The sequence below is a fragment of the Moritella sp. 5 genome (assembly GCF_018219455.1).
Classification (GTDB): domain Bacteria; phylum Pseudomonadota; class Gammaproteobacteria; order Enterobacterales; family Moritellaceae; genus Moritella.
In genome coordinates this window covers 881,930-906,390 of sequence record NZ_CP056122.1, presented here as the reverse complement: position 1 = coordinate 906,390, position 24,461 = coordinate 881,930, and the positions used below count along the sequence as shown (strand labels likewise).

Annotated in this window: 24 protein-coding genes; 9 read left to right on the top strand and 15 right to left on the bottom strand. The window is 40.0% G+C overall.

The window, feature by feature from the left end; translation table 11 throughout:
• Positions 1 to 29: 29 nt before the first annotated feature.
• Positions 30 to 1,439, bottom strand: coding sequence for a hypothetical protein (locus HWV01_RS04200; protein ID WP_211674206.1), 1,410 nt, complete (start codon positions 1,437 to 1,439; stop codon positions 30 to 32).
• Positions 1,440 to 2,149: 710 nt separating this feature from the next.
• Here HWV01_RS04200 and HWV01_RS04195 point away from each other — a divergent pair.
• On the top strand, positions 2,150 to 4,099 hold the full coding sequence (locus HWV01_RS04195; RefSeq protein ID WP_211674205.1) for a discoidin domain-containing protein: 1,950 nt from the start codon (positions 2,150 to 2,152) through the stop codon (positions 4,097 to 4,099).
• 268 nt (positions 4,100 to 4,367) lie between these two features.
• The gene (locus tag HWV01_RS04190; protein ID WP_211674204.1) at positions 4,368 to 4,766 is read left to right on the top strand and encodes a hypothetical protein; all 399 of its coding nucleotides are present in this window, start codon (positions 4,368 to 4,370) and stop codon (positions 4,764 to 4,766) included.
• A 10-nt stretch (positions 4,767 to 4,776) separates the two neighbouring features.
• Here HWV01_RS04190 and HWV01_RS04185 read toward each other — a convergent pair whose 3' ends face one another.
• The 4 genes from HWV01_RS04185 to HWV01_RS04170 form a co-directional block, all read right to left on the bottom strand.
• Positions 4,777 to 5,049, bottom strand: a complete 273-nt coding sequence (locus HWV01_RS04185; protein WP_211674203.1) for a hypothetical protein — start codon at positions 5,047 to 5,049, stop codon at positions 4,777 to 4,779.
• Between the two features lie 238 nt (positions 5,050 to 5,287).
• Positions 5,288 to 6,349, bottom strand: coding sequence for an AI-2E family transporter (locus HWV01_RS04180; protein ID WP_211674202.1), 1,062 nt, complete (start codon positions 6,347 to 6,349; stop codon positions 5,288 to 5,290).
• Complete coding sequence (locus HWV01_RS04175; RefSeq protein ID WP_211674201.1) at positions 6,346 to 6,621, bottom strand: sulfurtransferase TusA family protein; 276 nt, start codon at positions 6,619 to 6,621, stop codon at positions 6,346 to 6,348. The genes HWV01_RS04180 and HWV01_RS04175 overlap by 4 nt, the downstream gene beginning before the upstream one ends.
• Before the next feature lie 193 nt (positions 6,622 to 6,814).
• Complete coding sequence (locus HWV01_RS04170; protein WP_211674200.1) at positions 6,815 to 7,789, bottom strand: porin; 975 nt, start codon at positions 7,787 to 7,789, stop codon at positions 6,815 to 6,817.
• A 212-nt stretch (positions 7,790 to 8,001) separates the two neighbouring features.
• On the opposite strand from HWV01_RS04170, the gene HWV01_RS04165 reads away from it, so the two are divergent.
• From HWV01_RS04165 to HWV01_RS04155, 3 genes are all read left to right on the top strand, one after another.
• Entirely contained in the window at positions 8,002 to 8,388 is a 387-nt protein-coding gene (locus HWV01_RS04165) for a DUF423 domain-containing protein (RefSeq protein ID WP_211674199.1), read from the top strand.
• A 156-nt stretch (positions 8,389 to 8,544) separates the two neighbouring features.
• Positions 8,545 to 8,700, top strand: a complete 156-nt coding sequence (locus HWV01_RS04160) for a DUF5993 family protein (RefSeq protein WP_198155361.1) — start codon at positions 8,545 to 8,547, stop codon at positions 8,698 to 8,700.
• Positions 8,701 to 8,708: 8 nt separating this feature from the next.
• Entirely contained in the window at positions 8,709 to 9,257 is a 549-nt protein-coding gene (locus HWV01_RS04155; RefSeq protein WP_211674198.1) for a disulfide bond formation protein B, read from the top strand.
• 131 nt (positions 9,258 to 9,388) lie between these two features.
• On the opposite strand, the gene erpA is transcribed toward HWV01_RS04155, so the two are convergent.
• The gene (erpA, locus tag HWV01_RS04150) at positions 9,389 to 9,721 is read right to left on the bottom strand and encodes an iron-sulfur cluster insertion protein ErpA (RefSeq protein WP_211675665.1); all 333 of its coding nucleotides are present in this window, start codon (positions 9,719 to 9,721) and stop codon (positions 9,389 to 9,391) included.
• Positions 9,722 to 9,925: 204 nt separating this feature from the next.
• Complete coding sequence (locus HWV01_RS04145) at positions 9,926 to 10,621, bottom strand: DUF6776 family protein (protein WP_211674197.1); 696 nt, start codon at positions 10,619 to 10,621, stop codon at positions 9,926 to 9,928.
• 213 nt (positions 10,622 to 10,834) lie between these two features.
• On the opposite strand from HWV01_RS04145, the gene hemL reads away from it, so the two are divergent.
• A complete protein-coding gene (hemL, locus tag HWV01_RS04140; RefSeq protein WP_211674196.1) occupies positions 10,835 to 12,118 on the top strand; it encodes a glutamate-1-semialdehyde 2,1-aminomutase in 1,284 nt (427 codons plus the stop codon).
• A 383-nt stretch (positions 12,119 to 12,501) separates the two neighbouring features.
• A complete protein-coding gene (locus HWV01_RS04135) occupies positions 12,502 to 13,176 on the top strand; it encodes a TIGR04219 family outer membrane beta-barrel protein (protein WP_211674195.1) in 675 nt (224 codons plus the stop codon).
• 98 nt (positions 13,177 to 13,274) lie between these two features.
• Here the strand turns inward: HWV01_RS04135 and HWV01_RS04130 are convergent, their stop codons facing one another.
• Positions 13,275 to 14,183: a LysR family transcriptional regulator gene (locus tag HWV01_RS04130; RefSeq protein WP_211674194.1), complete on the bottom strand. Its 909-nt coding sequence runs from the start codon at positions 14,181 to 14,183 to the stop codon at positions 13,275 to 13,277.
• 134 nt (positions 14,184 to 14,317) lie between these two features.
• Here HWV01_RS04130 and HWV01_RS04125 point away from each other — a divergent pair, with 134 nt between their 5' ends.
• Entirely contained in the window at positions 14,318 to 14,743 is a 426-nt protein-coding gene (locus HWV01_RS04125; protein ID WP_211674193.1) for a PACE efflux transporter, read from the top strand.
• A 72-nt stretch (positions 14,744 to 14,815) separates the two neighbouring features.
• Here the strand turns inward: HWV01_RS04125 and mrcB are convergent, their stop codons facing one another.
• From mrcB to HWV01_RS04110, 3 genes are all read right to left on the bottom strand, one after another.
• Positions 14,816 to 17,047 (bottom strand): penicillin-binding protein 1B, encoded by a 2,232-nt coding sequence (gene mrcB / locus HWV01_RS04120; protein ID WP_211674192.1) that lies wholly within the window; start codon positions 17,045 to 17,047, stop codon positions 14,816 to 14,818.
• Between the two features lie 133 nt (positions 17,048 to 17,180).
• Positions 17,181 to 17,819 carry a LysE family translocator gene (locus HWV01_RS04115; protein WP_211674191.1) on the bottom strand — a complete coding sequence of 213 codons (639 nt, stop codon included), beginning with the start codon at positions 17,817 to 17,819 and terminating at the stop codon, positions 17,181 to 17,183.
• A gap of 16 nt (positions 17,820 to 17,835) precedes the next feature.
• Complete coding sequence (locus tag HWV01_RS04110; protein WP_211674190.1) at positions 17,836 to 18,330, bottom strand: GNAT family N-acetyltransferase; 495 nt, start codon at positions 18,328 to 18,330, stop codon at positions 17,836 to 17,838.
• Positions 18,331 to 18,502: 172 nt separating this feature from the next.
• Between HWV01_RS04110 and arfB the strand changes: the two genes are divergently transcribed.
• Positions 18,503 to 18,916 (top strand): alternative ribosome rescue aminoacyl-tRNA hydrolase ArfB, encoded by a 414-nt coding sequence (gene arfB, locus HWV01_RS04105; RefSeq protein ID WP_045111564.1) that lies wholly within the window; start codon positions 18,503 to 18,505, stop codon positions 18,914 to 18,916.
• Here arfB and HWV01_RS04100 read toward each other — a convergent pair.
• The 4 genes from HWV01_RS04100 to hrpB form a co-directional block, all read right to left on the bottom strand.
• Positions 18,906 to 20,330, bottom strand: coding sequence for a peptidoglycan DD-metalloendopeptidase family protein (locus HWV01_RS04100; RefSeq protein WP_211674189.1), 1,425 nt, complete (start codon positions 20,328 to 20,330; stop codon positions 18,906 to 18,908). The genes arfB and HWV01_RS04100 overlap by 11 nt on opposite strands.
• Before the next feature lie 137 nt (positions 20,331 to 20,467).
• Positions 20,468 to 20,758, bottom strand: coding sequence for a DUF1294 domain-containing protein (locus tag HWV01_RS04095; protein ID WP_211674188.1), 291 nt, complete (start codon positions 20,756 to 20,758; stop codon positions 20,468 to 20,470).
• A gap of 85 nt (positions 20,759 to 20,843) precedes the next feature.
• The gene (rlmF, locus tag HWV01_RS04090) at positions 20,844 to 21,794 is read right to left on the bottom strand and encodes a 23S rRNA (adenine(1618)-N(6))-methyltransferase RlmF (RefSeq protein ID WP_211674187.1); all 951 of its coding nucleotides are present in this window, start codon (positions 21,792 to 21,794) and stop codon (positions 20,844 to 20,846) included.
• Between the two features lie 75 nt (positions 21,795 to 21,869).
• A complete protein-coding gene (gene hrpB, locus HWV01_RS04085; RefSeq protein WP_211674186.1) occupies positions 21,870 to 24,365 on the bottom strand; it encodes an ATP-dependent helicase HrpB in 2,496 nt (831 codons plus the stop codon).
• Between the last annotated feature and the right edge of the window lie 96 nt (positions 24,366 to 24,461).

The following is a 24,461-nucleotide window of genomic DNA, read 5'->3' as shown; positions in this document are numbered from 1 at the left end:
TTTCAATACAAATAAAACCAAATACTATATTAAGACTTAGAATTTAGCGCTTCTATAACACCGCTAGAATCACCGCCGAAATCCTGATCACCCCAAGTAACCACTGAGCCATCATTTTTTAACGCTGCAAAGGCACCCTGAGTAGAGAAAATCGATTTCACATTCGTTAAAGGTGCATCAGAACAACCTCCACGCTCATCATCACCCCAAGCCACGACTGAGCCATCTTCTTTTATTGCCGCAAAGGCTCTACCAGTAGAGAAAATAGATTTCACATTCGTTAAATCTACAGAAGAAGAATTACCTCCACGCTCATCATTACCCCAAGTTACCACGGTTCCATCTTCTTTTATTGCCGCAAAAGCCCAATCATTAGAGAAAATAGATTTCACATTCGTTAACTCATCGGCATCAAGATCACCTCCACTCTCTTTATCACCCCAAGTAACCACTGAGCCGTCTTTTCTTAACGCTGCAAAGGCACTCTCGTTAGAGAAAATAAATTGCACATCTTTTAACTTATTAGCGACAGAGGTTGAATTACCACCTTGACTTCGCTCGCCCCAAGTCACCACAGAGCCATCTTTTCTTAACGCTGCAAAGGCTCTATCAGTAGAAGAAATAGATTTCACATTTGTTAGCTTAGCTTTTACCTCTTCTGAATTACTACCGAAGTCTTTATGACCCCAAGTCACCACAGAACCATCATCTTTTAATGCGGCAAAAGCGGCTCCGTTAAAGAAAATAGATTTCACACCTGCACTTAACTCATCAGCAACAGAGGAAGAATTACTGCCGGCATTATCATCTCCCCAAGTAACGACAGAGCCATTATTTTTTAATGCTGCAAAAGCAAGTCCAGTCGAAAAAATAGATTTCACATTTGTTAAATCTACATAGGATGAATCACCACCAGCCATATCGTGCCCCCAAGTAACAACACTGCCATCATTCTTTAACGCGGCAAAAGCCCAATAATTAGAGAAAATAGATTTCACATTCGTTAACTCATCAGCATCTACAGAAGATGAATCACCACCAGCCCTATCGTGCCCCCAAGTAACAACTCTGCCATCATTCTTTAACGCGGCAAAAACCCCGCCTTGGCTAGAGAAAATAGATTTAACATTTGTTAGCTCAGAGGCATCTACAGAGGATGAATCTCCGCCAGATTCACTACTCCCCCAAGTCACTACAGACCCATCACTTCTTAATGCAGCAAAGGCTGAACCCGTAGAAGAAATATCAATTACTTGAGTTAGAGTCACAACCTCAGCACCACTGCTGCTACTGCTATCACTGGTACCACTGCTGCTGCTACTGCTACTGCTACTATCACTGGTACCACTGCTACCACTGCTACCACTGCTACCACTGCTACCACAACCAAATAAAGATGATACCAATACACCTGCCACTAATACTCGTTTTAAAGTCATAAAATAAACCAATAAGATTTTATAAAAAAAGGGCACCATACAGTAAAATCACAAAATCGTCTTTTTGGTACTAACCCCTGTTTAACCCATCCGAGGTGGAACTAATTCATGGAAAATCTAAGTCATTGATATACATGAAATATAAAGCATCGTAAAGCAGTGTAATACTCTGTAAACGTTCTGTAAACGCGAACTTACAATCTGCAAAACCAGTAAGCCATACTTTAAAGTAATACTAGATTAGACAATCATTGAGTAAGTGATGAGTAATGCCATAATCGCGTCCTTTATTCAGTTCGATTACAGTAAAACTAACAATAAAATAAGCTTACGCTTGCCTTTCAATATCCTGAAAATGTAAAATACCTTGCCATTATAAAAATTGAAATGTGATTTATATCGATTTATAAAAATAGCTAAAACATCAACACTGCTACGTAAACCCTTGTAGTTTAATACTTTTACATGCCACCTGGTTATAATTTAACACGAATTAAATTTCTAATTTTTATGTCTACGACTTATATAAGTAAAGAGATATTTCACGCTGTTAGGTACTACTAAAGTGACACAAATCACAAACCAACGGGAAGGCATCTCTATTTTAGTGAATTAGAAGTAATACACAACCACATCCAATAATAGGTACTACCATATGAATACATGACGATATAAACGTCACTAATTTGTATCATAAAAAAGGGAATTTAATGATGAGAAAATTTGAAGTAGGAACTCTGTTACTGACCTTACCACTCTTCTGTTTTGATGCCTTAGCTAACTCAGCCAATAAGCTTGATGTTGCAGGAGAAATAAACACCCAAGTTATTGACTCAGTAAGCTTTAAGACATTATCTAATCGTGAAATTTTCACTGCCCGAAACGGATATAAATTTTCAGACATTACAGTCGATATTATTACCGACACTACAATTCATCCGACTCCATTTTTGCGTATTAACAACTCAACGCCGCGTAGTTTAACGCAATTAGCTGTACTTATTAATGATACGCCTAGATCCATTTCACAAACTATTTTACCGTTTCATTCGATCGATGTTGCACTCGACGAACTAAGCCAAACTGATGTAGTGGTTTTTCTAGACCCTGTGACTTTGTATCAACCAAATGTGTCTAGATATACGGATGATGCTACCGATGAAGATATTTACAGCTATACCTTGATGCAAACGGGTTTAAGAAAAATTTACAGTAAAAAACAAACTAAACACGATTATTTTGGTTACTTCAAATATATTCGTGGTGAGGCACCTGAATCCGCTTATGATAAATGGCGTAGAGTCGTGACAACCGAGGAACAATTAGAATATAGGGTTAACCAATCAGGGTCCGCTGGGGTTGCGAGTAATACCTGGCTATCAATCAACTGGCCTTTACCTAGGTTTAATGCCGATAGAAGTCAAATTGGCGTATACCGTATTCTTTCTCACGAGCGCGCACACTCCAATGGTTTTAGCCATAGCAGTGGTATGGCTTATGGCTGGGATGACTATGTACAGAACTATGTGATTGACTTAAGAGCCAATAACGAAATAGTTGATGATGTTATGCCACTCGAAGATGCCAAAGTGTATTGGTATTATAATGAAGGGAAATTTAAAGCTTACTCACATGACATTATCTACACCCTTGAAAATATTGATCTAATTTATACAAATAGCATAGTAAGAAGTGCCACAATAAGTAATGACGAAATTAATATAGATTTGCTGCCACACATCGATTTTAATAAAAAAGTACTGCTCAGTGCGGATATACAGGATGAGGACCAGTTGATTAGCTATATTTTACCTACTGGTTTAACTAACTTAGCATTGCACAAGCCAGTAACCGCTTCATCTCAAGCTGAAACTAACAGACCCGCCAGCTATTTAACCGACGGTAAGATGTCAGAACATACGGCAACAAGTAAGGGGCGAGATCAATGGCTAGAAGTCGATTTAGAAACCGCCACCAATATCGGGTCTGTTGTTCTATATAATAGATCATATAAAAGTAGCAGGGCGAAGGGCGTTACTTTATCATTACTCGATGAAAATAAAATAGAAGTGTGGAAATCATTACCGTTAGTAAACCAATCCCAATGGGTGTTTAATTCCACGATTAGTGGTTTCAATGGCAATGATGTTAGATATATAAAAATAAATAATACTAACAAGCATTTAACTTTTATGGAGTTAGCGGTTTATAAAGAAGACACCCTGCCAGGCACACTTCCTGAACAGCCTCCTTTACCAGCGGCACCTATCAATGTAGCATTGAATAAAACCGTTACAGCTTCATCTATTTATAGTGAAGGCAGGCCAACCAGTAACTTAGTCGATGGTAAAACGAATACGATGGCTGTCACTCAAAATCAAGGTCTGCAATGGCTCGAAATTGATTTAGAAACAGAACAAAACCTAGGCGCGATCGTGTTAGAAAATCGACATAATGGGTATCAATACAGAACTATCGGCGCTTCACTGTCTGTATTAGATCAAGATAGAAATGAAATATGGTCAACCATATTAGATGATAGTCCAAGGTGGTTTTTTGATTCAGATACAGGCTTTAGTGCAGTTAACGCGAGATATATACGTCTAGAGCAGACAGATCAATATATTAATGTTGGTGAAATTAGAGCCTATTCGCAATAACAATATTATGAGTATCCACCTGCTAGCGATAACTTACAGTGATGAGACCGTAAACTTAGCCTTAGATTAAAAGGTTAAGTTTACTCATCAACCAGCCCACTTAGAAAAATAATCTTTATTCCTTGCCCTAAATTAAAATCCCCATAGAATCAGCTGTATATTTTTAATTAACAATTAAAAATACATCACAGGAATGCACTCGTTTTCAAATCTATCTTGATAAATAGGGCTTCCTTAATACAAATACTATATTTCAGGAGAAGTCTGCGTGTTTAAATTTCTACTTCCAGTTTTAATATTGATATCTTGGTTCGCTCAAGCTGAAGACAACGAAGCTCTAACAGTTGACCGTGCAATATCACAAAATATCCAACTCGCTTTCCCAAACGATTATAATGTTGACCCCAAAAGAGGTGACTTCGAAATCGTTAACTATGTACTCATGAGTAATGACGTTGGCGAACGCTGGGCTGTAATTACACTCACTAATTTATCATCCGGTAATCGAGAGTTTAATAATGAACACTTAATCGCTTTATTTGCTGACGGTAGCCGCATGAGCCCACTTCAATATAAATTAAACTTTAGAGGTCGAGAAACACAGTCAATAACAGTCTCATTTGGAGAACATAAATTTCCAATATTGAGTATTTTATCAAGCAATTAAATATAAGAACCTAATCAACCAATCCATTACGCTTCAAGCCACGCCTGACATTTTTGCACAATTTACCAACACGGTTTAATTCATCAAATGTCGGGGCTGTGCCCTGCCTGACTTGGTCTTCCCAATAGCAAAGTTCACTATCGACTAATTCTAATAATTTTTTCGGACAGCCTTCGCAAGAGTCACCACAAATACTGGCCTCTGGTGCATAGAAAGGAAAAACGCCACGCACTTCTTCAATAAGATTTATCATTGCTATAGAGAGATTAGGTTTTTGACTCATAATTTTTACTCATAAAGAGACCAACTCAGAACAATAAGGGAAGTTTAAACTGAGAATATCGTGATTTTGAAGGCGTGATTATAGCGCCTCACCTCACGAGACAATTTGATGTTAGTCATTTCTAGATGGGAAATTCAGTGACCATGCTCAACCACGATTAACCGCATATCAACCGAAAACTTCAAGAAAAGAGTAAGCCAGTCAATAGCCCTTTAAGCGCTATTGACTGGGTATAATATTAAACTTCTTCAGCGATTCGTTTAGGCCACGCGTTAAACACAGCTTTCACTAAGGTCGCTAATGGGATCGCAAAAAACACGCCCCAGAACCCCCACAAACCACCAAATAATAATACCGACATAATGATTGCGATAGGGTGTAGATTCACCGCTTCAGAGAACAAAATTGGCACCAACAAATTACCATCAAGTGCCTGAACAACCCCATAAGCAATCATCATATAAGTGAACTCTGGCGTTAATCCCCACTGGAATAAACCCACGACTATCACAGGAACGGTCACAGCGGCAGCACCAATGTAAGGAATTAATACCGAGAAACCAACCAATACAGCGAGCAGCGCCGCATATTGTAAATCGGTAAAGAAGAACACCAACCAAGTGCTAAAACCAACAATGATAATTTCAAATACCTTACCACGAATATAATTCGTAATTTGACCATTCATTTCGGTCCAAACTTCCATCGCCAGCCGACGATTTTGTGGTAATATTTTAACTAAACTGTTCACCAAAATACGCTTATCTTTAAGCATAAAGAACACTAATAGCGGTACTAAAATTGAGTAGATCAAGATCGCGGCAAGATCAAATAACGACGCAAAAGAAGCGCTAACAATCGCTTCACCAGACCCGACGATATGTTCCTGCAAAGTCAGTAACGCCGCTTTGATTAATTCTTCGTTAAATACATCTGGATTTTCTTTCGGCAACATCAGTAAGAATTCCTGACCTTCCTTAAGCATCGTTGGCATCGCTTTAACCAGGTTCACACCTTGATGCCATACGGTTGGTACCAAGCCCAATGTGAGCATCACCATCATGGTGACAAATAACATTAGAATGATCACCGTGGCCCAAGTTCTGGATAACCCTAAACGCATTAACTGTATTAATGGCCAATCCAGTAAATAAGCTAACACAACAGCGACTAAGAAAGGTGTAATTAATCCGCCAATAAAATAAATAACCGAAAAGCCAAATACTAACAGGAGAAATAAAGTGACGGCATGCGGGTCAGAAAAACGTTCCTGATACCAGCGAGATACGACAGAGATCATAAATTATTATTGCCTTTAAATTGAGTGTTGTGCTGTGTTAGGGATAAATGCGGCGTTAGCTTCGTCACCTTAATACGTAGCATTAATGGCGAGTTTTCTAACTCAGCGACGTCTTGACCAGTACTGATTAAAAATTTAGGTATATCTTGACGAGAACCAGGATCGGTCAGTAATACGATGATTTCGGTGCCAAGCTCAGCTTGCTTTAACCATAGCTTCACTTTAATAAGTGGTAAAGGGCAAGCGTAGCGACTTAAGTCCAATTGCTGCATTATCTTTACCTACCTTACTAAAAGGCCAAACTAGAAATTTGCAGCCATTATCAACTGTTTTCAAGCTATACACAACCAGCTTACGCTTTGAATATGAACTAGATAGAGAACTGAATACAAAAAAGCGGTTAACCCGAAGGTTAGCCGCTTTTGCGCATTCAAAAATCTTAATTTAGCGAGGCTAATTTAGCAATTAGAAGCTGTAACGTGCAGCGAGGTGGAAATCGTCATCCATACCTTTAATGCCATTAATCCGGTATTCTGCAACAGTACGGAAGCTTTTGTTGAAGTCATAACGGACACCGAATACGAGGTCATCAACAGAGTCTGCTTTAGCCGATGATTTTGTGTCTTCAGTTTCTTGTGCGTTATACAAAATTTGCGCACGTAATTGTTTATTTATCTTGTATTCAGCCGTTAATTCGTAACCAGTATGATCTTCACCTTCAGCTAAGAATTCAGAACCTTGAGAGTACGTAGCAGCGAATTTAACAGGACCCGTTTCATAGCTAGCACCCACTAAGAAGATTGATGCATCATAATCATCAGTTGGAGAACTTGCGTTATAACCTGCAGCAAGTGTTAAGCCGAAATCAAGTGTATATGCAGCGCCTAAACCATAAGCGGCATCACTTTTTGAATCATCTTGGTTATCATCAAAACGATATGACGAATCTAATTGTAGTCCGCCAAATTTATTACTGTATTTTAATAAGCTATTATCACGACCTGTACCATCGTGGTCTGTACCGACACCCAGATTACCACCATATGCATTGGTATAAGCCGTATCAGTAATATCTGATACTAATGAAACCGCACCATATTGACGACCGAAGCTGAATGCACCAACTTCACTCTTAAGACCAATATACGCTAAGCGGGTTTTCGTTTTTTCTTGTTTCTCGCCATCCGCGAGATCCCACTGTAGTTCATAACGACCAAATGCCGATAGTGAGTCAGAGATGTCTGATTTTAATTTAGCGCCAATACGTATGTAAGAATCATTACCATAATTAGCATTTTTGTCTTCACCGCTAAAGTCATGACCTGCATAAGCACGACCGTAGACGTTAACTGATTGACCCTTATCGCTATAAACTTCAGCTGCGCCAACAGTTGATGCGAATAAGCTTGGTAATACAAGTGCAAGTAATGTTTTTTTCATTTTGAATTCCATCCCATTAAAAAATATAAAAGATTTTGTTGAGTAGTTACTTTAAATTCAGGTTAATTCTAAGGATGAAATATGACAAAGATGTGTGATAAACATGAACAAAAAATGTAAGATAAATGACAACTTTATTACGCATTACAACAACGTAAGTATTACGCATTACAACAAATTATGTTTTTCGACTTATCAAAGGTAACCACACCATGCAGAACAACAGACTCAAGTATTTCCTTATCATCGGCTCATTATTAATGTTTACCAATATTCTTGTCGGTACACTAGGAGCGCATCTATGGCACTCTCAACTGGTACTGAATAACGGTGTTGCCAATTTTGCGACGGCACGAGACTATTTATTTATTCATACTTTAAGCCTGTTATTTTTGGCTTTATTGGATAATAAGTTTATCGCAGGACGATTTAATTGGATCGCGGGACTACAATTGATGAGTATTATTACGTTCAGTGGTAGCTTAATCTTGTATGCCTTAACGGGTGAGAAATGGCTAAGTAGCATCACGCCTTTTGGTGGCAGCGGCCTGATGTTGTCTTGGTTATTATTGGTTTGGCGCGCATTCAAGATAAAATAATTAATACTGTCGCTTTCGTCGACACGTAGATTCTTCACAAATATGATAATTGATACACACAACCCAACCATTTAACATACTTTAATGTTGAAAACTTTGACTTGAACGAGTATATTCACGAAAGTTATTCAAAAATACATTTTAAGGTAATTAATTATGATGGCATTAATCTTTGCCCTATACCTAGTGAGCATGGTGTTCGCATTAAAAGGGAAGCGGGTATGGTCATTCTATGGATTTATATTTTCATTGCTCGTGAGCGCATTTTGGTTTTCACATCATGCAACTGACACGCTACAAATTTTACTTTAGGATAAATAATGACTAATAATCTATCTCGCCAGTTAAATGCCCTTGGTGCTATTGCATTGTCATTAGTACTTGGATTTGCATTTTATTCACAAATTGCAGAAAACATACTAGCTTGCCCTCTTTGTTTATTGCAACGTGTTGGCTTTATCGCTGTGTTGTTCGGCTTATTATGTAATATAATTTTTGGCCCTCGAATGATACATTATAGCGCTATGCTTGCAGGTGCACTTTTAGGTGCAGCAGTCGCATTACGTCAAGTATCTCTACACGTAATTCCAGGAACGCCACACTATGGTGCTCCTTTCTTAGGCATACATTTTTATACTTGGGCATTTATTACTTTTGCTGTAATCATAGCTGGAACAGCTATAATGATGGCTTTCTCTGCTCAATATGAAAAAGTTAAATACGTACCTTTTTCAATGCAGACTGGTATAGCTAAAATAGCTATTATCGCAGTAATCCTCATAACAGCATCAAACATGCTGAATGCATTCGCCGAATGTGGACCATACGAATGCCCAGGTGACCCTGTAAGTTACTGGCTATTCAGATAATAAAAAAGGGACCTCGGTCCCTTTTTTATTATCTGAATTTTAATGCTAACTTGACTATGAAATTGTATTTCATCCTAATCAAGCTGGCTGACAATGACAGAGCTTCGGTTATCAGAAGAATAAACTAAAACTTAGATTGAGAAGCTTGAACCACAACCACATGTTGTTGTTGCGTTCGGGTTGTTTACGAGGAAACGTGAACCTTCTAAGCCATCAATATAATCAACTGTTCCATCAACCAAATATTGTAGACTCATTGAGTCTACAACCATAGTCACACTGTTCTTTTCAATGACAGTGTCACCAAAGTTAATTTTTTCATCAAATGTAAAACCATAAGAGAAACCAGAACAACCACCACCTGTAACGTACACACGTAATTTAAGCGCTAAGTTTTCTTCTTCAGTGATCAATTCTTTTACTCTTGCTGCCGCTGCATCACTAAAGTGAATTGGTAATGCCATATCATCTGCACTTGCTTCCACAGCGACAGGTGTAACAGCTTGTTCAACAACATTATTATCAGCCTGAGTTGCACCAACGTCTGTAAATAATTCCATATCTGCTCTCACTTAAACTCGATTTATACATTCAATTATCTAATACCTGACTAATTCCGTCAACTATCGTTTCTTAATGCATTTACCTAGCACTGCAATGGTAGGTGATTACCCAGAGATAGAGTCACTGGTTTGTAATACTGCACTCCAATCAAAACTTTGTTTTAAGTTAACGCCAGAATTCCAACGATTCCCCTTTACCTTCCCCACAAATGCAACGCGCTCGGGTACAAACCCCAACGGAAACTTAATTGATCCTTCCACCACTTGGAAATAACGAAATGAGAAACTTAATTTTTGTTGTTTTTTATCCACTAATTCATTCCAACGGTACTCCACTGGTTCTCCATCTAGGCTACCGTAAAAAAATAAATCAGCAGAGGCTTTAATGTGGCGCTTTTTCTTTTGTACCTGCATTAATACAAGTTGCATAAAGTAATAATCCTCGCTGACTTCGGGAATAAATGTCAGGCTTTCTAATTTCACGCCATTAATGACGTCTTCCGGCGCCATGATTCGTCGATAAAAAACTAACTCACGCTTTAACTCAGCATTTTCATTAAATAGAATACGTTGCTGCTCGGTTAGTTGGTCCACTAATATTTGCGAGGTCTGTAGTTCAACTTCAACTTGTGCTTTGATCTTACTCGTTTCCGCTAAGTCACTACTGAGCCGTAAAATTTCATCATCTTTCATGATTATGTTTGCTGCTGACTCCATGCCTTTTAAATAAGAAAAGCCATAACCTAATAATATAGCGAGCGCTAATAATACGATGTAACGTGGTTTAATAATCTTAAACATGTCAGCCTTTTTCGTGATAAAGCATAAAAATAAAACGCTATTTTAACGATTATACTGACGAAAACAAAGGCAACTTAAGTGCAAGTCGCTAAAAATGTAAAAAAGCTACGTTTAACCCCCTGAACAGGTATAATAACGGCCTAAAATATTTCTACTATTTTTCTTACTATTTCTTACTATATTGTCTCTGACTGTAGATAAAAAGGATTGCAAATGTCTAAATCAAGCCAACTTTTCACGCAAGCTCAAGCTATTATTCCTGGTGGTGTTAACTCACCAGTGCGCGCATTCAATGGCGTTGGTGGTAGCCCACTCTTTATTCAACGTGCCGAAGGCGCGCGTATCTATGATGTAGACGGCAATGCCTATATTGATTATGTTGGTTCGTGGGGGCCGATGATTTTGGGTCATAACCATCCAGCAATCAAATCTGCTGTATTAGCGGCGGTTGAAAACGGATTAAGTTTTGGTGCACCAACCGAAATCGAAGTGATCATGGCACAGAAAGTACAAGCGATGGTGCCTTCTATGGCACAAATACGCATGGTTAGTTCAGGTACAGAAGCAACAATGAGTGCAATCCGCCTAGCGCGTGGTTACACAAATCGTGACAAGATCTTAAAATTTGAAGGTTGCTACCACGGCCATGCTGACTCACTACTGGTTAAAGCAGGTTCTGGCGCATTAACCTTAGGTCAACCAAGCTCACCAGGTATTCCAGCTGATTTTGCTAAGCATACACTGACAGCAACGTTCAATGATTTAGCATCGGTTGAATCGCTATTCTCTGAATACCCAGAAGACATCTCTTGTATCATTGTAGAACCTGTTGCGGGCAACATGAACTGCATTCCACCACAAGCAGGTTTCCTACAAGGACTGCGTAGCATTTGTGATAAATACAATGCAGTGCTTATCTTTGATGAAGTAATGACAGGTTTCCGTGTTGCAACGGGCTGTGCACAAGCACACTACCAAGTAGAACCAGACCTAACGACATTAGGTAAAGTAATCGGCGGCGGCATGCCAGTTGGCGCGTTTGGCGGTAAACTTGAAATCATGCAACATATTGCTCCAACGGGTCCGGTATACCAAGCGGGTACATTGTCGGGTAACCCAATTGCAATGGCGGCAGGTCTTGCTGCATTAACCGAAATTGATAAGCCAGAAGTGGCTGCGCAATTAAGCGCAAGCACCAAACAATTAGCAGAAGGCCTAAAAGCGGCAGCTGCACGTCAAAACATCGCATTGGCTGTAAACTACGTTGGCGGTATGTTTGGTTTCTTCTTTACCGACCAAGCTGAAGTCACTGGTTTTGAAGCTGTATGTAAGTGTGATACTGAACGCTTCAAGCAATTCTTCCACTTAATGTTAGCTGAAGGTGTTTACCTTGCACCGTCTGCATTTGAAGCCGGTTTCTTATCAACTGCGCATACCAGTGCCGATATTGAAACAACAATTGAAGCGGCTGAACGTTGTTTTGCTAAACTAGCGTAACAATTTCGCACCTAAAAGTATGATAAGAGTACCATTTTCATCATTTTGTTAAGCCCTATTTTTAGGGCTTTTTTGTGTCTTTTTTTTACCGAGTAAAAGTACCAGCCAAAAACAAGTTAAGCTACTTTGGTTTAAATAACATAAATAGGTCATTAAACATGATAATTTAACTGTAAAATGTATAATAGCCTCCAAAAACAACTGCATGCAAACGGCTTTGTAAAGATTAATATTAGCGCTAAACTTTTTCCCCCACAGGCCGAAAGTATTAACTGCCAGTTAATAGTGTTAGGAAATAACTAGGTTTTGACTAATACTTATTGACTAGGGACGCTTGCTGTTACTGTTGCGCGACAAATTACACAGATGAACATGGACTCATTATGAAAAAACAACTACTTGCACTAACTCTTCTTACCGGTTTTTCGAACGGCGCAGCTGCTGATATGCTTGGTACCTATTTTGGTGCTGACGTATGGCAATCAGGCGTTGATGGAACGATTACATATAAAAATGAATCTGCAGTTACTAGTTATGAAGATACTTACAACTACCGTATGTATGTGAAATTTGAACATCCAATTCCACTCATTCCAAATGCTGCAGTTAGTTTCTCAAATGTAGATGTTGAAGGTTCTTCAGCGGGTGAAAACATTAACCTTAAAACGATTGATTTCACTCTGTACTATGAATTCTTAGACAATGACATTGTGTCGCTAGATGCAGGTCTAACATGGCGTCAACTGGACGGTTCTTTCGAAAGTGGTTCGACGGATGTGTCATTCTCAGGTCCATTACCTATGGGTTATGCTTACGCTGAAGTTGGCTTACCTATGTTCCCACTGAAAGCCTTTGCAATGGTAAATGCGATTGGTATCACGGGTGATGTATACGGCGATGCTGAAATTGGTCTTGCTTTCAAATTAAACCCGGGTTACGTACTTGATTGGTCTATCCGTGCTGGTTACCGTATCCAACAACTTGATTTTAAGGTTGATGACGTGAAAGCTGATGCAACCATTGACGGTGTATTTGTTGGTTTTGAAGGTCACTTCTAAGTCGATTTAATACGACTGACAAACCCAGATAGATAACAAGGCGAAGTCTTTCTCTCTTACTCATCATAGTAATAGAAAGAGGCCTCGCTTTTTATTATCTATGACGCCCTTAATTCCCAATGTTCATCAACAAAACAATAGCGCTGTAATAAGTCAGTTACACTTGCTAATACAGGTCCAGAAGAACGACTTCGAGAGACTAAACATCCAATAGGTGTTAGCCAACCGTTGTACTCATGCGCAACAGGTAAAGAGACTATTTTCCCTTGTTGGATATTTTTCTTTACGAGTAACTCAGGTACATTTGCCCATCCAATACCATTATGCACTAGCTCTACAAGGGTTTGATGCGTATTTGCATACCAAATCATAGCGCTGATACCGTAACTAAACCAAAGCTCTTTTTGTTTAGCACTTCGATGTACGCATTGGCGATACCTTTTTAAATCAGAATCTTGCACTATAGGTAGCCTTGTCAATTCGTGATTTGGTGATGCGATCGTCAAAAATCGAGCTTGACCAAGCAGAAAAAAATCCATATCTACCTTCAATTCACTATCAGCATAAACGATACCCACTTGTGCTTTACCTTTTTGAACCAATTCTTCGACATCAAAGGTAGACGTCGTTATTATATCGAAATTAGTGATGGGAAATTGATCTGCAAGAGGAGCCAGTATTTGTAACAACTCATTATTCATTAAACTTTCATCTACCGCAATCACCAGCTCATGCTCATATTCTTTCGTTAAAGACTCAACTTTTTGGTCAAAATATTTCTGTTGGTGCAGTATTGATTTCGCAATCGGCAGTAATGCCTTTCCGTTTTCAGTTAACACAGGTATATTCTTTTCACGATTGAACAATTCTTGATTAATTGTTATTTCTAAATTAGCAATCGCTTGGCTTACGCCTGACTGAGCACGTTTCAGTTTACGTGCCGCAGCCGAAAAAGACCCCTGTTCACATACTGTGACAAAAACGTTTAGTTGTTCAAAGCTGTACATAGTTACTCAAAACTGAAAGTATTTGATTTAAGCTATCACTATTCGTGATGGCTGTTAACTTTTTTTATCCGTCCATCCTGTCATAATCGCCACTTCTGTATATGTTAATAAATATTTTATAAGAGAGGTAATTCATGGGAACGATAGAAAGAGTCATTCAAGCGGTGTTATTTGAAGTACTGGCTGTCACATTATCGATCATAGGTTTAGTCTTGTTCACAGATCATGATATTGACTCATTATCAGAGACAATGATAGTTATCGCCAGCATCGCCATGGTCTGGAACTATTTATTCAATCGGTCTTTTGACCGTTTTGCAAAGGGAAGCAAAGCCAAACGCTCATTCTCGTTGCGTATTGTTCACGTCATTTTATTTGAAGCAGGTTTATTATTTTTCACTATTCCCGTTATGGCTTATATTTTAGACGTCAGCTTGTGGCAAGCCTTCGTCATGGATTTAGGCGTGACTATTTTTATTACTATCTATGCGTTTATGTTTAACTTGATTTACGATCACGCCAGAGTTTTTGTATTACAAAATAGAGTCGTAAATGCTTAAGCTTGGTTGCTGAATATGCAATTGGGCTGCCTAATATTGCCTCTAAATCATTGAGACTAGAGGCTCCGAACGCTAATCCACCACTAAGCTATCTGCACTACGTAGTTTCATATAATCACCAAATACAGTTAACGCTCCACTCGAGCCAGTCAAGGTTGAGGTTTTATTATCATCACGTCCCACCCAAACAGTGACCACATCACGATTATCTAAACCGACAAACCAGCTGTCACGTAACTTATCGGTCGAACCGGTTTTACCAGCAAAGTTAATACCTGGAAATTGCCAGCTTAACCGTCGAGCAGTGCCTTTTTTTGCCACCAGCGTCATATTATAAATAGTCAGGTCTGTATCTTTACGATCAAAACGGCGCTGGCCTTTTAGGCTTTGCTGATAGACTAAATCACCGTCTTCATCGACCACCGCAACCAGACTTGTTAATTTATGATATTCCCCCGCTGTAGCAATCGTTTGATACATTTGTGATACTTGGAATGGTGACATATTTAATGCCCCCAATAACATCGATGGATAGTGATTATCAACTTTCTCAACGCCTAGACGTTTTAAACTTTTAATCACATTATCCACACCCAGAGCCATGCCTAAATTAACCGTAGGTACGTTAAGCGATTGCATTAAGGCTTGGTATAACGGGACTTCTCCACGGTATTTACGATCATAATTTTTTGGCTGCCAGTTATTACCGTACTGGTTATTTAATCGCAGCGGTTTATCTTCTAGCGGTGAGTTAAGGTCATAACCCTTTTCAAATGCAGTTAAATAAATAGCGGGTTTCACCACAGAACCAATCGAACGAGAAGCATCCAGCGCACGGTTAAAACCGGCATATTGCGTGTTGCGGCCACCAACAATTGCGGTAACCCGACCATATTGGCGGTCGGTCACTACCATGGCGGTTTCTAATCCAGAAATATGACGTGCCTTTTCCAATCGAGGCAGACTTGTCGTGATCGCTGTTTCTGCCGCACGTTGTGCAAGCGGGTCCAAACTGGTAAATATTTTTAACCCAGATTGATCATAAAGCGCATCACCAAACGTGCTTTTTAACTCACGGCGTAATAACGATAAAAACGCAGGTGCTTTCGTGGTACTCATGTGCCCACGTGGAATAATACCCAGCGGTCTAGTAATCGCGGCACGATATTCAGCGGTACTGATCTTACCATTCTTGGATAATAAACGAATGATCATATCACGACGCTCAAGTGCACGTTCAGGGTAGCGCCACGGATCATAAAACGACGGTCCTTTAACAACGGCAACCAAAAACGCCATTTGGTCTATGCTCAGTTCCGGTACTGGTCTGCCAAAATAAAAGTAGCTAGCTAAACCAAAACCATATACACCATCACTGTAGTTTTGGCCTAAATAAACCTCGTTAAGGTAGCCGCTTAATACCACATCCTTACTTAAACGATAGTTAATCAATATTGCCATATACGCTTCGTTGAATTTACGCCAATAACTGCGCTGACGGGTTAAGAAAAAGTTTTTAACTAACTGCTGAGTCAGCGTACTTCCTCCCTGTACAGTTCGTCCTGCATTCATATTAGCAAACGCAGCACGGATAATAGCAAGAGGCGATACGCCGTTATGATGGTAAAAGTTTCGATCTTCCACCAATAATAAGGTATCAATTAATAATTGTGGATAATCTTGTAACTCAACCAAGATACGATCTTCTTGGTTCGGTGCTTGCAGTGTATCAAGCAGCATAGGATCAAGATTAACTGAATTAAGATATTTACCGGTATTTTGATCACGGATACTGACTAATCGGTTATCAGCAAAGGTAAGAAACAAGGCTTTATTAGGTTCTGTTCCATCAAGATAAGTAAAACTTCGACGCAGTAATTCGACTTTAGTCGCCGATATTGAGAATTGCCCTGCAGTACGTGGTTTTGCTACTTTTAAATAATTGAGTAAAACCAGTTCCTCGACCAATTTATCATGTGGTAAAAACATCCCTGGTTTTAGTTCTAAACTGCGTGCGTATATCTGCGCAGGGGTCTTCCAGATAGGGCCAGAAAATCGCGTTTGGATCTTACTGTCTAAATACATACCATAGAGAACAAAAAGAGCCGAAAAAGCCAAACTAAATTTAAACAGGAAAATGGCAATACTGCGAGTCCAAGTACGACTTGTTGCCTTTTTCGTTTTTCGTTTCGTGGTTTTTTTAGCGGTAGATTTCTTAGTTGTTTTTTTTGCCGCAGGTTTTGCTGGTGTTTTTCGTTTGTTGACAGTTTTTTTTGTGTCATCACTTACGGGACGTTTAGCCAATGGAAAGGGTCCTAGAAATTGCATTAATACAGTCTAATACGATTAGATAAAATAGCGTAAAAAAAGAATCGTTAGTTTACCCTGTTCGCTCCCCCGAACTCAACTCTTGCAGAAGGGTATTTTAACTACCTGATTATGTAGCAGCGAGTTTGATCCCAAGCCCCACAAAAACAGCGCCAACCGTCCGATTAAGCCACAGCGTAAAACTTTGGTTACCTTTTACTTTTTTGGTTAAGCGATGGGCAACAAAGATATAACCGAGTTCCACCACAAATGCACCAATCACCACAATCAAACCCAATAACAATAATTGCGTTGAGATCGAACCATGCCCTTCACGCACAAACTGTGGTAAAAAAGCCATGAAAAAGATCGCAGCCTTGGGGTTGAGGACATCGATTAATACCCCTTGTTTGAATATTTTCCAATGCGACATTTGCGATGATGAGTCACCATCAGTATGGCCAGTGGCTGTTAATTCAATACCACCAGATGCAGTGAATGCCTGCCAAGCCAAATAAATAAGATAACCCACTCCAATGATTTTAATGAGCATAAAAGCATAAGCGGAAGACACGATGATCGCAGATAAACCTAATGCTGCGGCAGCTACGTGCACCAAAGCACCAGAGCAAACCCCTACAGCGGCAACAACGCCCGTTTTACGACCATGGCTAACCGTCTTAGTTAGTACAAATATCAGATCCGGACCCGGCGTCATATTTAATGCCAGTGATGCGGTAAGAAACATTACCCAGTAACCAATATCCATCTGCGCTTCCTTAAATCTAAATTAACGGCTTTACCATATATAATTCATTTTCAGTAAGGTCGTCAATCATAGCTTGCTGCTTTGATACTAATTGCTTAAAGCCATTGTTTTTATAAAATACTATCGCGTTTTCATTGGCTATCATGACGGTTAATTCTAGTTGTTTTAATTTAGACAGGCGTGCCCACTCTTCTACGTGTGCCAATAATTTTCTGCCGAGCCCCAAACCGATACTCGCTTGCTGAATACCAATAACCAAAGATGCGGTCTGACTATCACCACTAATATAACCTGTTATGCCTATCGCAAAACCGATCAGTTTATAATTATCTCGTTCTATGACATAGAGTACTTGGGTTGCTGAATTGATAAATAACGCCAGGTGCTCGCTGAGTTCAGTCGCACTATTTTTCTCACCCATGGCCATAAACGGCGTTTCGTTATTCAGTTGCGAAAATAACGCTGATAACGCGTGAGCATCCGTCACTTTGACTGGTCGAATGATGTCCATAAATATTCTCTAACCGAGTTGCAAATAATAGCGTGTGGTAATTGAAAATTAACAATAGCCACAAACTCGCGTATCATAGGTGTATCTAAAACCAGACGCTAGCAGTTACTCATCAATAACACAGCATCTGTCTGCCCAATATCGTACTGTAATATAACACCAAGGTTTATCAATGGTTTTCATCTCTAGCAATGTATCAATTCCCGATTCAGAAATTGATATTCAAGCCATCCGCGCACAAGGCGCCGGTGGTCAAAACGTCAATAAAGTATCAACGGCGATCCATTTACGTTTTGATATTAAGGCGTCTTCACTACCCGAATTTTATAAAGAGAGGTTATTAGCGTTAAGTGATCATCGCATTACCAAAGATGGTGTGATCATCATTAAATCGCAAGAATCACGTAGTCAGGATTATAACAAACAGGTGGCATTTGAACGTTTAGTTGAATTGATTAAGCAGGCGACCGTGATCCAAAAGGCACGTCGTGCTACCAAGCCGAGTCGCAATGCCAAAAAGAAACGTATGGACACTAAAACTCAGCGTGGTAAAACCAAAAATATGCGCGGTAAAGTTAGCTTTTAGCTTGCTCCCAAGCTGCATGATAGCCATTTAACGCCAGTTTAAATGCCGCTTGTTGACGTTTATCAATTGCCGACGCAATAGGTATGTCCGCAGTCATCGCATTAACGGCACGGCCACGTATGTGTAGCTCGTAATGTAAATGAGGTCCAGTAACACGGCCACTATTACCCGATAACGCAATTTTTTGTCCACGTTTTATTCGTTGACCTTTTCTCACCAGCGCCTTACTTAAGTGTAAAAAACGAGTACGGAATGTTTGACCATTTGAGATTTCAATATACAGTCCTGCATACTTATGATTAACCACTCGCGACACAATACCATCACCCGTTGCATACACAGGGGTACCAATTGGCGTCGCAAAATCGGTACCGTTATGCGGACGTAATAAACCTGTCACTGGGTGTACACGCCTTGGATTAAAGCTTGATGATATACGATATTTACTGCTAACAGGACGACGCACAAAAGCGCGTTCAATACTCAGACCTGCTTCGTCATAATAACTACCTTCATACAAATAGGCACTAATGTCACGATTACGATTATTAATACTTACCGCATCAATACGATTTTCACCTGTGAGTTTATCTCCAATATATTGACGAGACACTAAGACTTTAAAGGTATCTCCGCTGCGTAAATCTCGACTAAAATTAATTTTATCTTTTAATAACGTCGCAATGAATTGTGCTTCAAATAACGATAGTCCTGCTTGCTTTGCCGAACCAGAAAAGCTATTTTCAACGGTACCTATGTAACTATGGTCTCGCCATTCACCTTCAACATTTATCTCTTCAAACTCGAAACCGCTCTCACCTAAACGCTTATAAACGACTTGATGACCAAGACTTACTTGTAATTCCAAACGCGTTAATTCGCCTTCAAACTCGGTGAATACTAAGGTTTGTCCGGGTTTAATGCTATCTAACGCCAGAACGTTTAAATCTACTTCCAGTATTTGATATAAACTCGTTTGACTTAAATCTAATTGCTCAAAAATAGCCCCTAAGGTGTCACCCTTTTTAATCACGTAGTTAATGGTTTTTGGATAAGACTTTGCAAGATCCTCAGCGATTTCTGCAACGGCCAATTCAGTAATCGTCGCGTTAGCAGCGCTTGCTTCGTAAAGTGGTGAACGAGGATCATCAGTAAGTAACGTCCCCGCAGGCATCGCGGTCGCAGCGGGATCAGGTAATACTGCTTGTGGCGATGATTCAGATGGTAACGTGGCTATTTTGTCTTTCGATACATCCGTAATTTCAGCGGTAACAGAATTAGCACTGACGCTGATATCATTACTGTCATCGACTTTATCTGTCACTGGTAATAACGCGACAATGAAAAGTAATACACTTGTTAATAGCACCCACGTTAGCACTAACTGTAATTTATTTTTTTTAATTGACGACATTTAATGAATACCTAGTCTTCGTTCAAAATAGCAGTAATTAGCATAATAAGGCCGAAATGGTATAACACAACAAAACAAAGGCATAGTATAGATAACGTAAATATGTGTAAATCAGGCAAAAAATTTAGTATCTAAAACTAACCAACAATCACATAACTCGGATCAATTTGAAAAATTCCGAATACAATTAATACATTACCAGCAACCGTTAACCAAAAAATACGTTTGAAACTGATTTTACTTTTTTTATGAAAAAATAGTTTTTGCCCGACGAGCGCACCAGGCCAGCCACCGAACAGCGCCAACAAGTGTAATGTACGCTCTGGTGTACGCCATCCCTGCCGTTTAGCCGCCCATTTATCTTTACCATATACTAATAGGGTAATGATACTCAATACTAAATAACTGTAACCTAACCATACCAACATATATTTACCTTAAGCAAAGTACCCTCAGATATAAAAACGGCAAGCGCGATGCTTGCCGTATTAATCTACCTAAATATAACGTCGACTACCAGTTATCGGTAGCCCATTGCAGTTGCTCATCAGTATCCATAAAGCTCCACGCTAATATACGACTGATTTTTTGACCTTGCGACATAGGGATCACGCGGATTTGTTTTGCACCTAACGTGTATAAATGTTGTTCAAGCTCTTCGATATGCTCACCCTTTGAAATAAGACTTGTGAACCAACATACTTGTTCAGCGAAATCTTTACTTTCTTTCGCCATGTCTTTAACAAAGCGTAATTCGCCACCTTCACACCAAAGCTCAGTGTTCTGACCACCGAAATTCAACTTCGTGGTATTGGCTGGCGCAGCCTTACCTTTGTGCAGGTTGTTAATCTTACGCTCAGTACCTGCTGCGGCATCTTCCATTGATGCATGGAACGGCGGATTACAAACTGTCACCGCATATTTGTCGTTATATTTAATGACGCCTTTAAAGGTACTACCTGGCGTTTTTTTCAATACAATCTTAATCGCTTTATTTAAGCTTGGGTTTGCTTGCACGATCACATTCGCTGTTTTTGCTGCTACCGTATCAATATCAGTACCCACAAAACCCCAGCCATAGCTGCGATGACCAAGAATAGGATAAATACAGTTAGCGCCAGTACCAATGTCTAACGCTTTAACACGCTTACCTGTTGGTACGTCACCATTATTCATTTCTGCCAGTAGATCGGCAATATAGTGAATGTAATCCGCACGTCCAGGGATTGGCGGACATAAATAACCTGTTGGAATCTGCCAATTTGGTACTTGGTAAAAATGGGCCAATAATGCACTGTTCAAGCAAACGACGGCTTTATCATCACTAAAATCGACCGTTTCTTCTCCACGAGGATTTAGCGTTATGTACGCTTTTAACGCTGGGTATGTTTTAACTAAGGCTGTTAAATCATAACGTCCCTGATGTGGATTACGGGGATGCAATGTAGCGATTTTTTTAGTCATGATAAATCTTCTTTTATTTGTCTGAAACGAACTCTGCGAGATAATAGCAGATTACGAATAACTATTGCTGCTTTCCTACATATGTTTTTTAACACGTCGTGTCGGCATCGCTTCCAAAGGATTATCTGGCCAATAATGTTTCGGATATCGGCCTTTCATTTCTTTTTTAACCTCGACATAACTGCCACTCCAAAAGCCCAATAAATCTTGGGTAATTTGTAGCGGACGCATCGCTGGTGACAGTAATTCAATGACAATAGGCACCCGACCATTGGCAACGGCAGGTTTATTGGCTTGACCAAACATCTCTTGAATACGCACAGGTAAACTCGGTGCACTGTTATCGTTATAACGCAATTTTATTTTCGATCCAGTCGGCACGGTGAAATGAGTGGGTAACTCTTTATCCAAGCGCTGCTGTAGCGACCACTCCAAACGTGATAACAACGCATCTGTTAACGGTATTTTTTTCATCTGCGCAGGCCCAGTTACGCCTGTTAAGTACGGCAGTAACCAGTTTTCTAGATCGTCAATTAAGGCTTCATCACTGTAATCAACAAAACCCACTTCCGCTAACCATAAATGCGCACAACGTAATCGGGTGAGCAATGCTTTACTTTGATCATTCCAAGGTAATACCGATAACCCGGCTTTGCGGATACCGGTCAGTACTGCCGTTTGTTTTTGTGCTGGCGTTATATCAGTTAATACCTGGCGAGATAATACCAACTTACCTAAACATTGACGCTGCTCGGCAATCAATTTTTGGGCTTTTAAATCCCATTGTACAAATGCTTGTGGCTTAAATAATTGCGGTAACCAAGTTTGTAACTCCGCTAAATCAACTTCACAAGCGTTATACACCATGGCATCGGCACCTTGTTCGGTTAATGACAGATCTGCGACAATGCATAATTCGGCACTGGCTAAACTGGCATCCGTCATCAATTTAACCCCGAGTCCGTTGCTTAACATATAACGCACGTCTTGCCCTCGTCCTGTATTATCACGACGCTGTGCGATACGGTCTGGATACGCTAACGCTAACAACAAACCGGTATAAGCATTGGTGTTTCGGCACTGACTGCTGCTTTTCACAAAGCTAAAGCGTTGTGCCCACTGCAGTGCTTGACGTTGTGCTTGTTTAAATTGCCCCGATGTCATTTGTTGCAATGCAAAATCCAAATCAAGTGGTAAGCGTTCACTGCCTTCAAGTAATGCGATTAACCGACAGGCTAACCAACTAATACCCGACAGTTCACTTTCCCACTCTTTTGCCGTTAGCAGCATATGTGCTAATCGTGGTGACATACCAAATTCAGCCAATGCTTGGCCATGTTGACTGCAACTCCCCGCGTCTAGAGCGCCAAGTTCGGTTAATAACGATTCAGCATATTGCACATTTGCCAATGAAGGTTGATCGAGTAATGACAGTTCCGTAAAACTATTGACCCCCCATACCTTAAGCTCTAAACAGGTTGAAGTTAAATCAGCGGCAATAATTTCTGGTTCTATTTGTGCATCTAAGCGGCTGTGATCTTCTTCACGCCATAAACGATAACAATGCCCTGCTTGTAAACGCCCCGCACGCCCTGCTCGCTGAGTTGCTGATGCTTGGCTTATGCGTCTGGTTTGCAATCTGCTGACCCCCGAGCGTGGGGAGAAGCTAACTCGGCGCTCAAGGCCAGAATCAATCACCACCGAAATACCTTCAATGGTTAATGAGGTTTCGGCTATATTGGTCGCCAATACAATCTTGCGGTGCCCTGCGGCGATAGGATTAATTGCTGCCTGTTGTTGTTGTTGCGTTAATTGACCATATAAGGGCAGTATTTGTAGATGCGCATTAACTAATTCTTGTAGCTGTTGCTGGCAACGTTTAATTTCACTCACCCCAGGTAAAAATACCAGAATATTACCACCCTGCTGCTGTAGCGCTAATTTAACCGTTGCGGTTATCGCGCTCGGCAACGCTTGCTTAATCGTACTACGCTGTAAGTTCATCGGGTGATAACTATAAGAAACAGGGAAACAACGCCCTTCTGCCGTCAATAGTTTCGCCTCTGGCAACATTTTCTGTAGCCCTTCGCTGTCGAGCGTTGCCGACATCACTAATAAATTTAAATCATCGCGTAAACCTTGCTGCACTTCGAGCGCAAATGCTAAACCGATATCAGCATTGAGTGAGCGTTCGTGAAATTCATCAAATATAATGAGATCATAATCGCTGAGTTCCGGGTCTTGCTGGATCATCCTAGTTAAGATCCCTTCAGTTACCACTTCCAACCGTGTTGATTTCGACACTTTAGTATCACCACGCATACGATAACCAACATCTTCTCCGACTTTTTGTTGTAACTGAGAGGCCATAAATATAGCAATATTTCGCGCAGCAAGACGCCTTGGTTCTAACATTAAAATTCGACCACTAAAGATATTTTCTTGCAGTAATTTAAGTGGTAATAAGGTTGATTTACCGGCACCAGGTGGCGCTTGTAAGATCACTTGATTGGATGATTTTAAGGCCGTAAATAAATCAGGTAATACGGCGGTGATCGGTAACGCTGCCACAAAGGCCTCTCAGAATAAAATAAATTAATCAGTAATAATTCAATTTTACCCTAAAAACACCATTCATTAAATTTAAGTCTATTATTTATAAGCAAT

What these genes read in the sequence shown, in the direction of transcription:
- HWV01_RS04200 (WP_211674206.1), bottom strand. Translation starts at nt 1,439, where the DNA reads ATGACTTTAAAACGAGTATTAGTGGCAGGTGTATTGGTATCATCTTTA.
- HWV01_RS04195 (WP_211674205.1), top strand. Translation starts at nt 2,150, where the DNA reads ATGATGAGAAAATTTGAAGTAGGAACTCTGTTACTGACCTTACCACTC.
- HWV01_RS04185 (WP_211674203.1), bottom strand. Translation starts at nt 5,049, where the DNA reads ATGAGTCAAAAACCTAATCTCTCTATAGCAATGATAAATCTTATTGAA.
- HWV01_RS04180 (WP_211674202.1), bottom strand. Translation starts at nt 6,349, where the DNA reads ATGATCTCTGTCGTATCTCGCTGGTATCAGGAACGTTTTTCTGACCCG.
- HWV01_RS04175 (WP_211674201.1), bottom strand. Translation starts at nt 6,621, where the DNA reads ATGCAGCAATTGGACTTAAGTCGCTACGCTTGCCCTTTACCACTTATT.
- HWV01_RS04170 (WP_211674200.1), bottom strand. Translation starts at nt 7,789, where the DNA reads ATGAAAAAAACATTACTTGCACTTGTATTACCAAGCTTATTCGCATCA.
- HWV01_RS04165 (WP_211674199.1), top strand. Translation starts at nt 8,002, where the DNA reads ATGCAGAACAACAGACTCAAGTATTTCCTTATCATCGGCTCATTATTA.
- HWV01_RS04160 (WP_198155361.1), top strand. Translation starts at nt 8,545, where the DNA reads ATGATGGCATTAATCTTTGCCCTATACCTAGTGAGCATGGTGTTCGCA.
- HWV01_RS04155 (WP_211674198.1), top strand. Translation starts at nt 8,709, where the DNA reads ATGACTAATAATCTATCTCGCCAGTTAAATGCCCTTGGTGCTATTGCA.
- erpA (WP_211675665.1), bottom strand. Translation starts at nt 9,721, where the DNA reads ATGGCATTACCAATTCACTTTAGTGATGCAGCGGCAGCAAGAGTAAAA.
- HWV01_RS04145 (WP_211674197.1), bottom strand. Translation starts at nt 10,621, where the DNA reads ATGTTTAAGATTATTAAACCACGTTACATCGTATTATTAGCGCTCGCT.
- hemL (WP_211674196.1), top strand. Translation starts at nt 10,835, where the DNA reads ATGTCTAAATCAAGCCAACTTTTCACGCAAGCTCAAGCTATTATTCCT.
- HWV01_RS04135 (WP_211674195.1), top strand. Translation starts at nt 12,502, where the DNA reads ATGAAAAAACAACTACTTGCACTAACTCTTCTTACCGGTTTTTCGAAC.
- HWV01_RS04130 (WP_211674194.1), bottom strand. Translation starts at nt 14,183, where the DNA reads ATGTACAGCTTTGAACAACTAAACGTTTTTGTCACAGTATGTGAACAG.
- HWV01_RS04125 (WP_211674193.1), top strand. Translation starts at nt 14,318, where the DNA reads ATGGGAACGATAGAAAGAGTCATTCAAGCGGTGTTATTTGAAGTACTG.
- HWV01_RS04115 (WP_211674191.1), bottom strand. Translation starts at nt 17,819, where the DNA reads ATGGATATTGGTTACTGGGTAATGTTTCTTACCGCATCACTGGCATTA.
- HWV01_RS04110 (WP_211674190.1), bottom strand. Translation starts at nt 18,330, where the DNA reads ATGGACATCATTCGACCAGTCAAAGTGACGGATGCTCACGCGTTATCA.
- arfB (WP_045111564.1), top strand. Translation starts at nt 18,503, where the DNA reads ATGGTTTTCATCTCTAGCAATGTATCAATTCCCGATTCAGAAATTGAT.
- HWV01_RS04100 (WP_211674189.1), bottom strand. Translation starts at nt 20,330, where the DNA reads ATGTCGTCAATTAAAAAAAATAAATTACAGTTAGTGCTAACGTGGGTG.
- HWV01_RS04095 (WP_211674188.1), bottom strand. Translation starts at nt 20,758, where the DNA reads ATGTTGGTATGGTTAGGTTACAGTTATTTAGTATTGAGTATCATTACC.
- rlmF (WP_211674187.1), bottom strand. Translation starts at nt 21,794, where the DNA reads ATGACTAAAAAAATCGCTACATTGCATCCCCGTAATCCACATCAGGGA.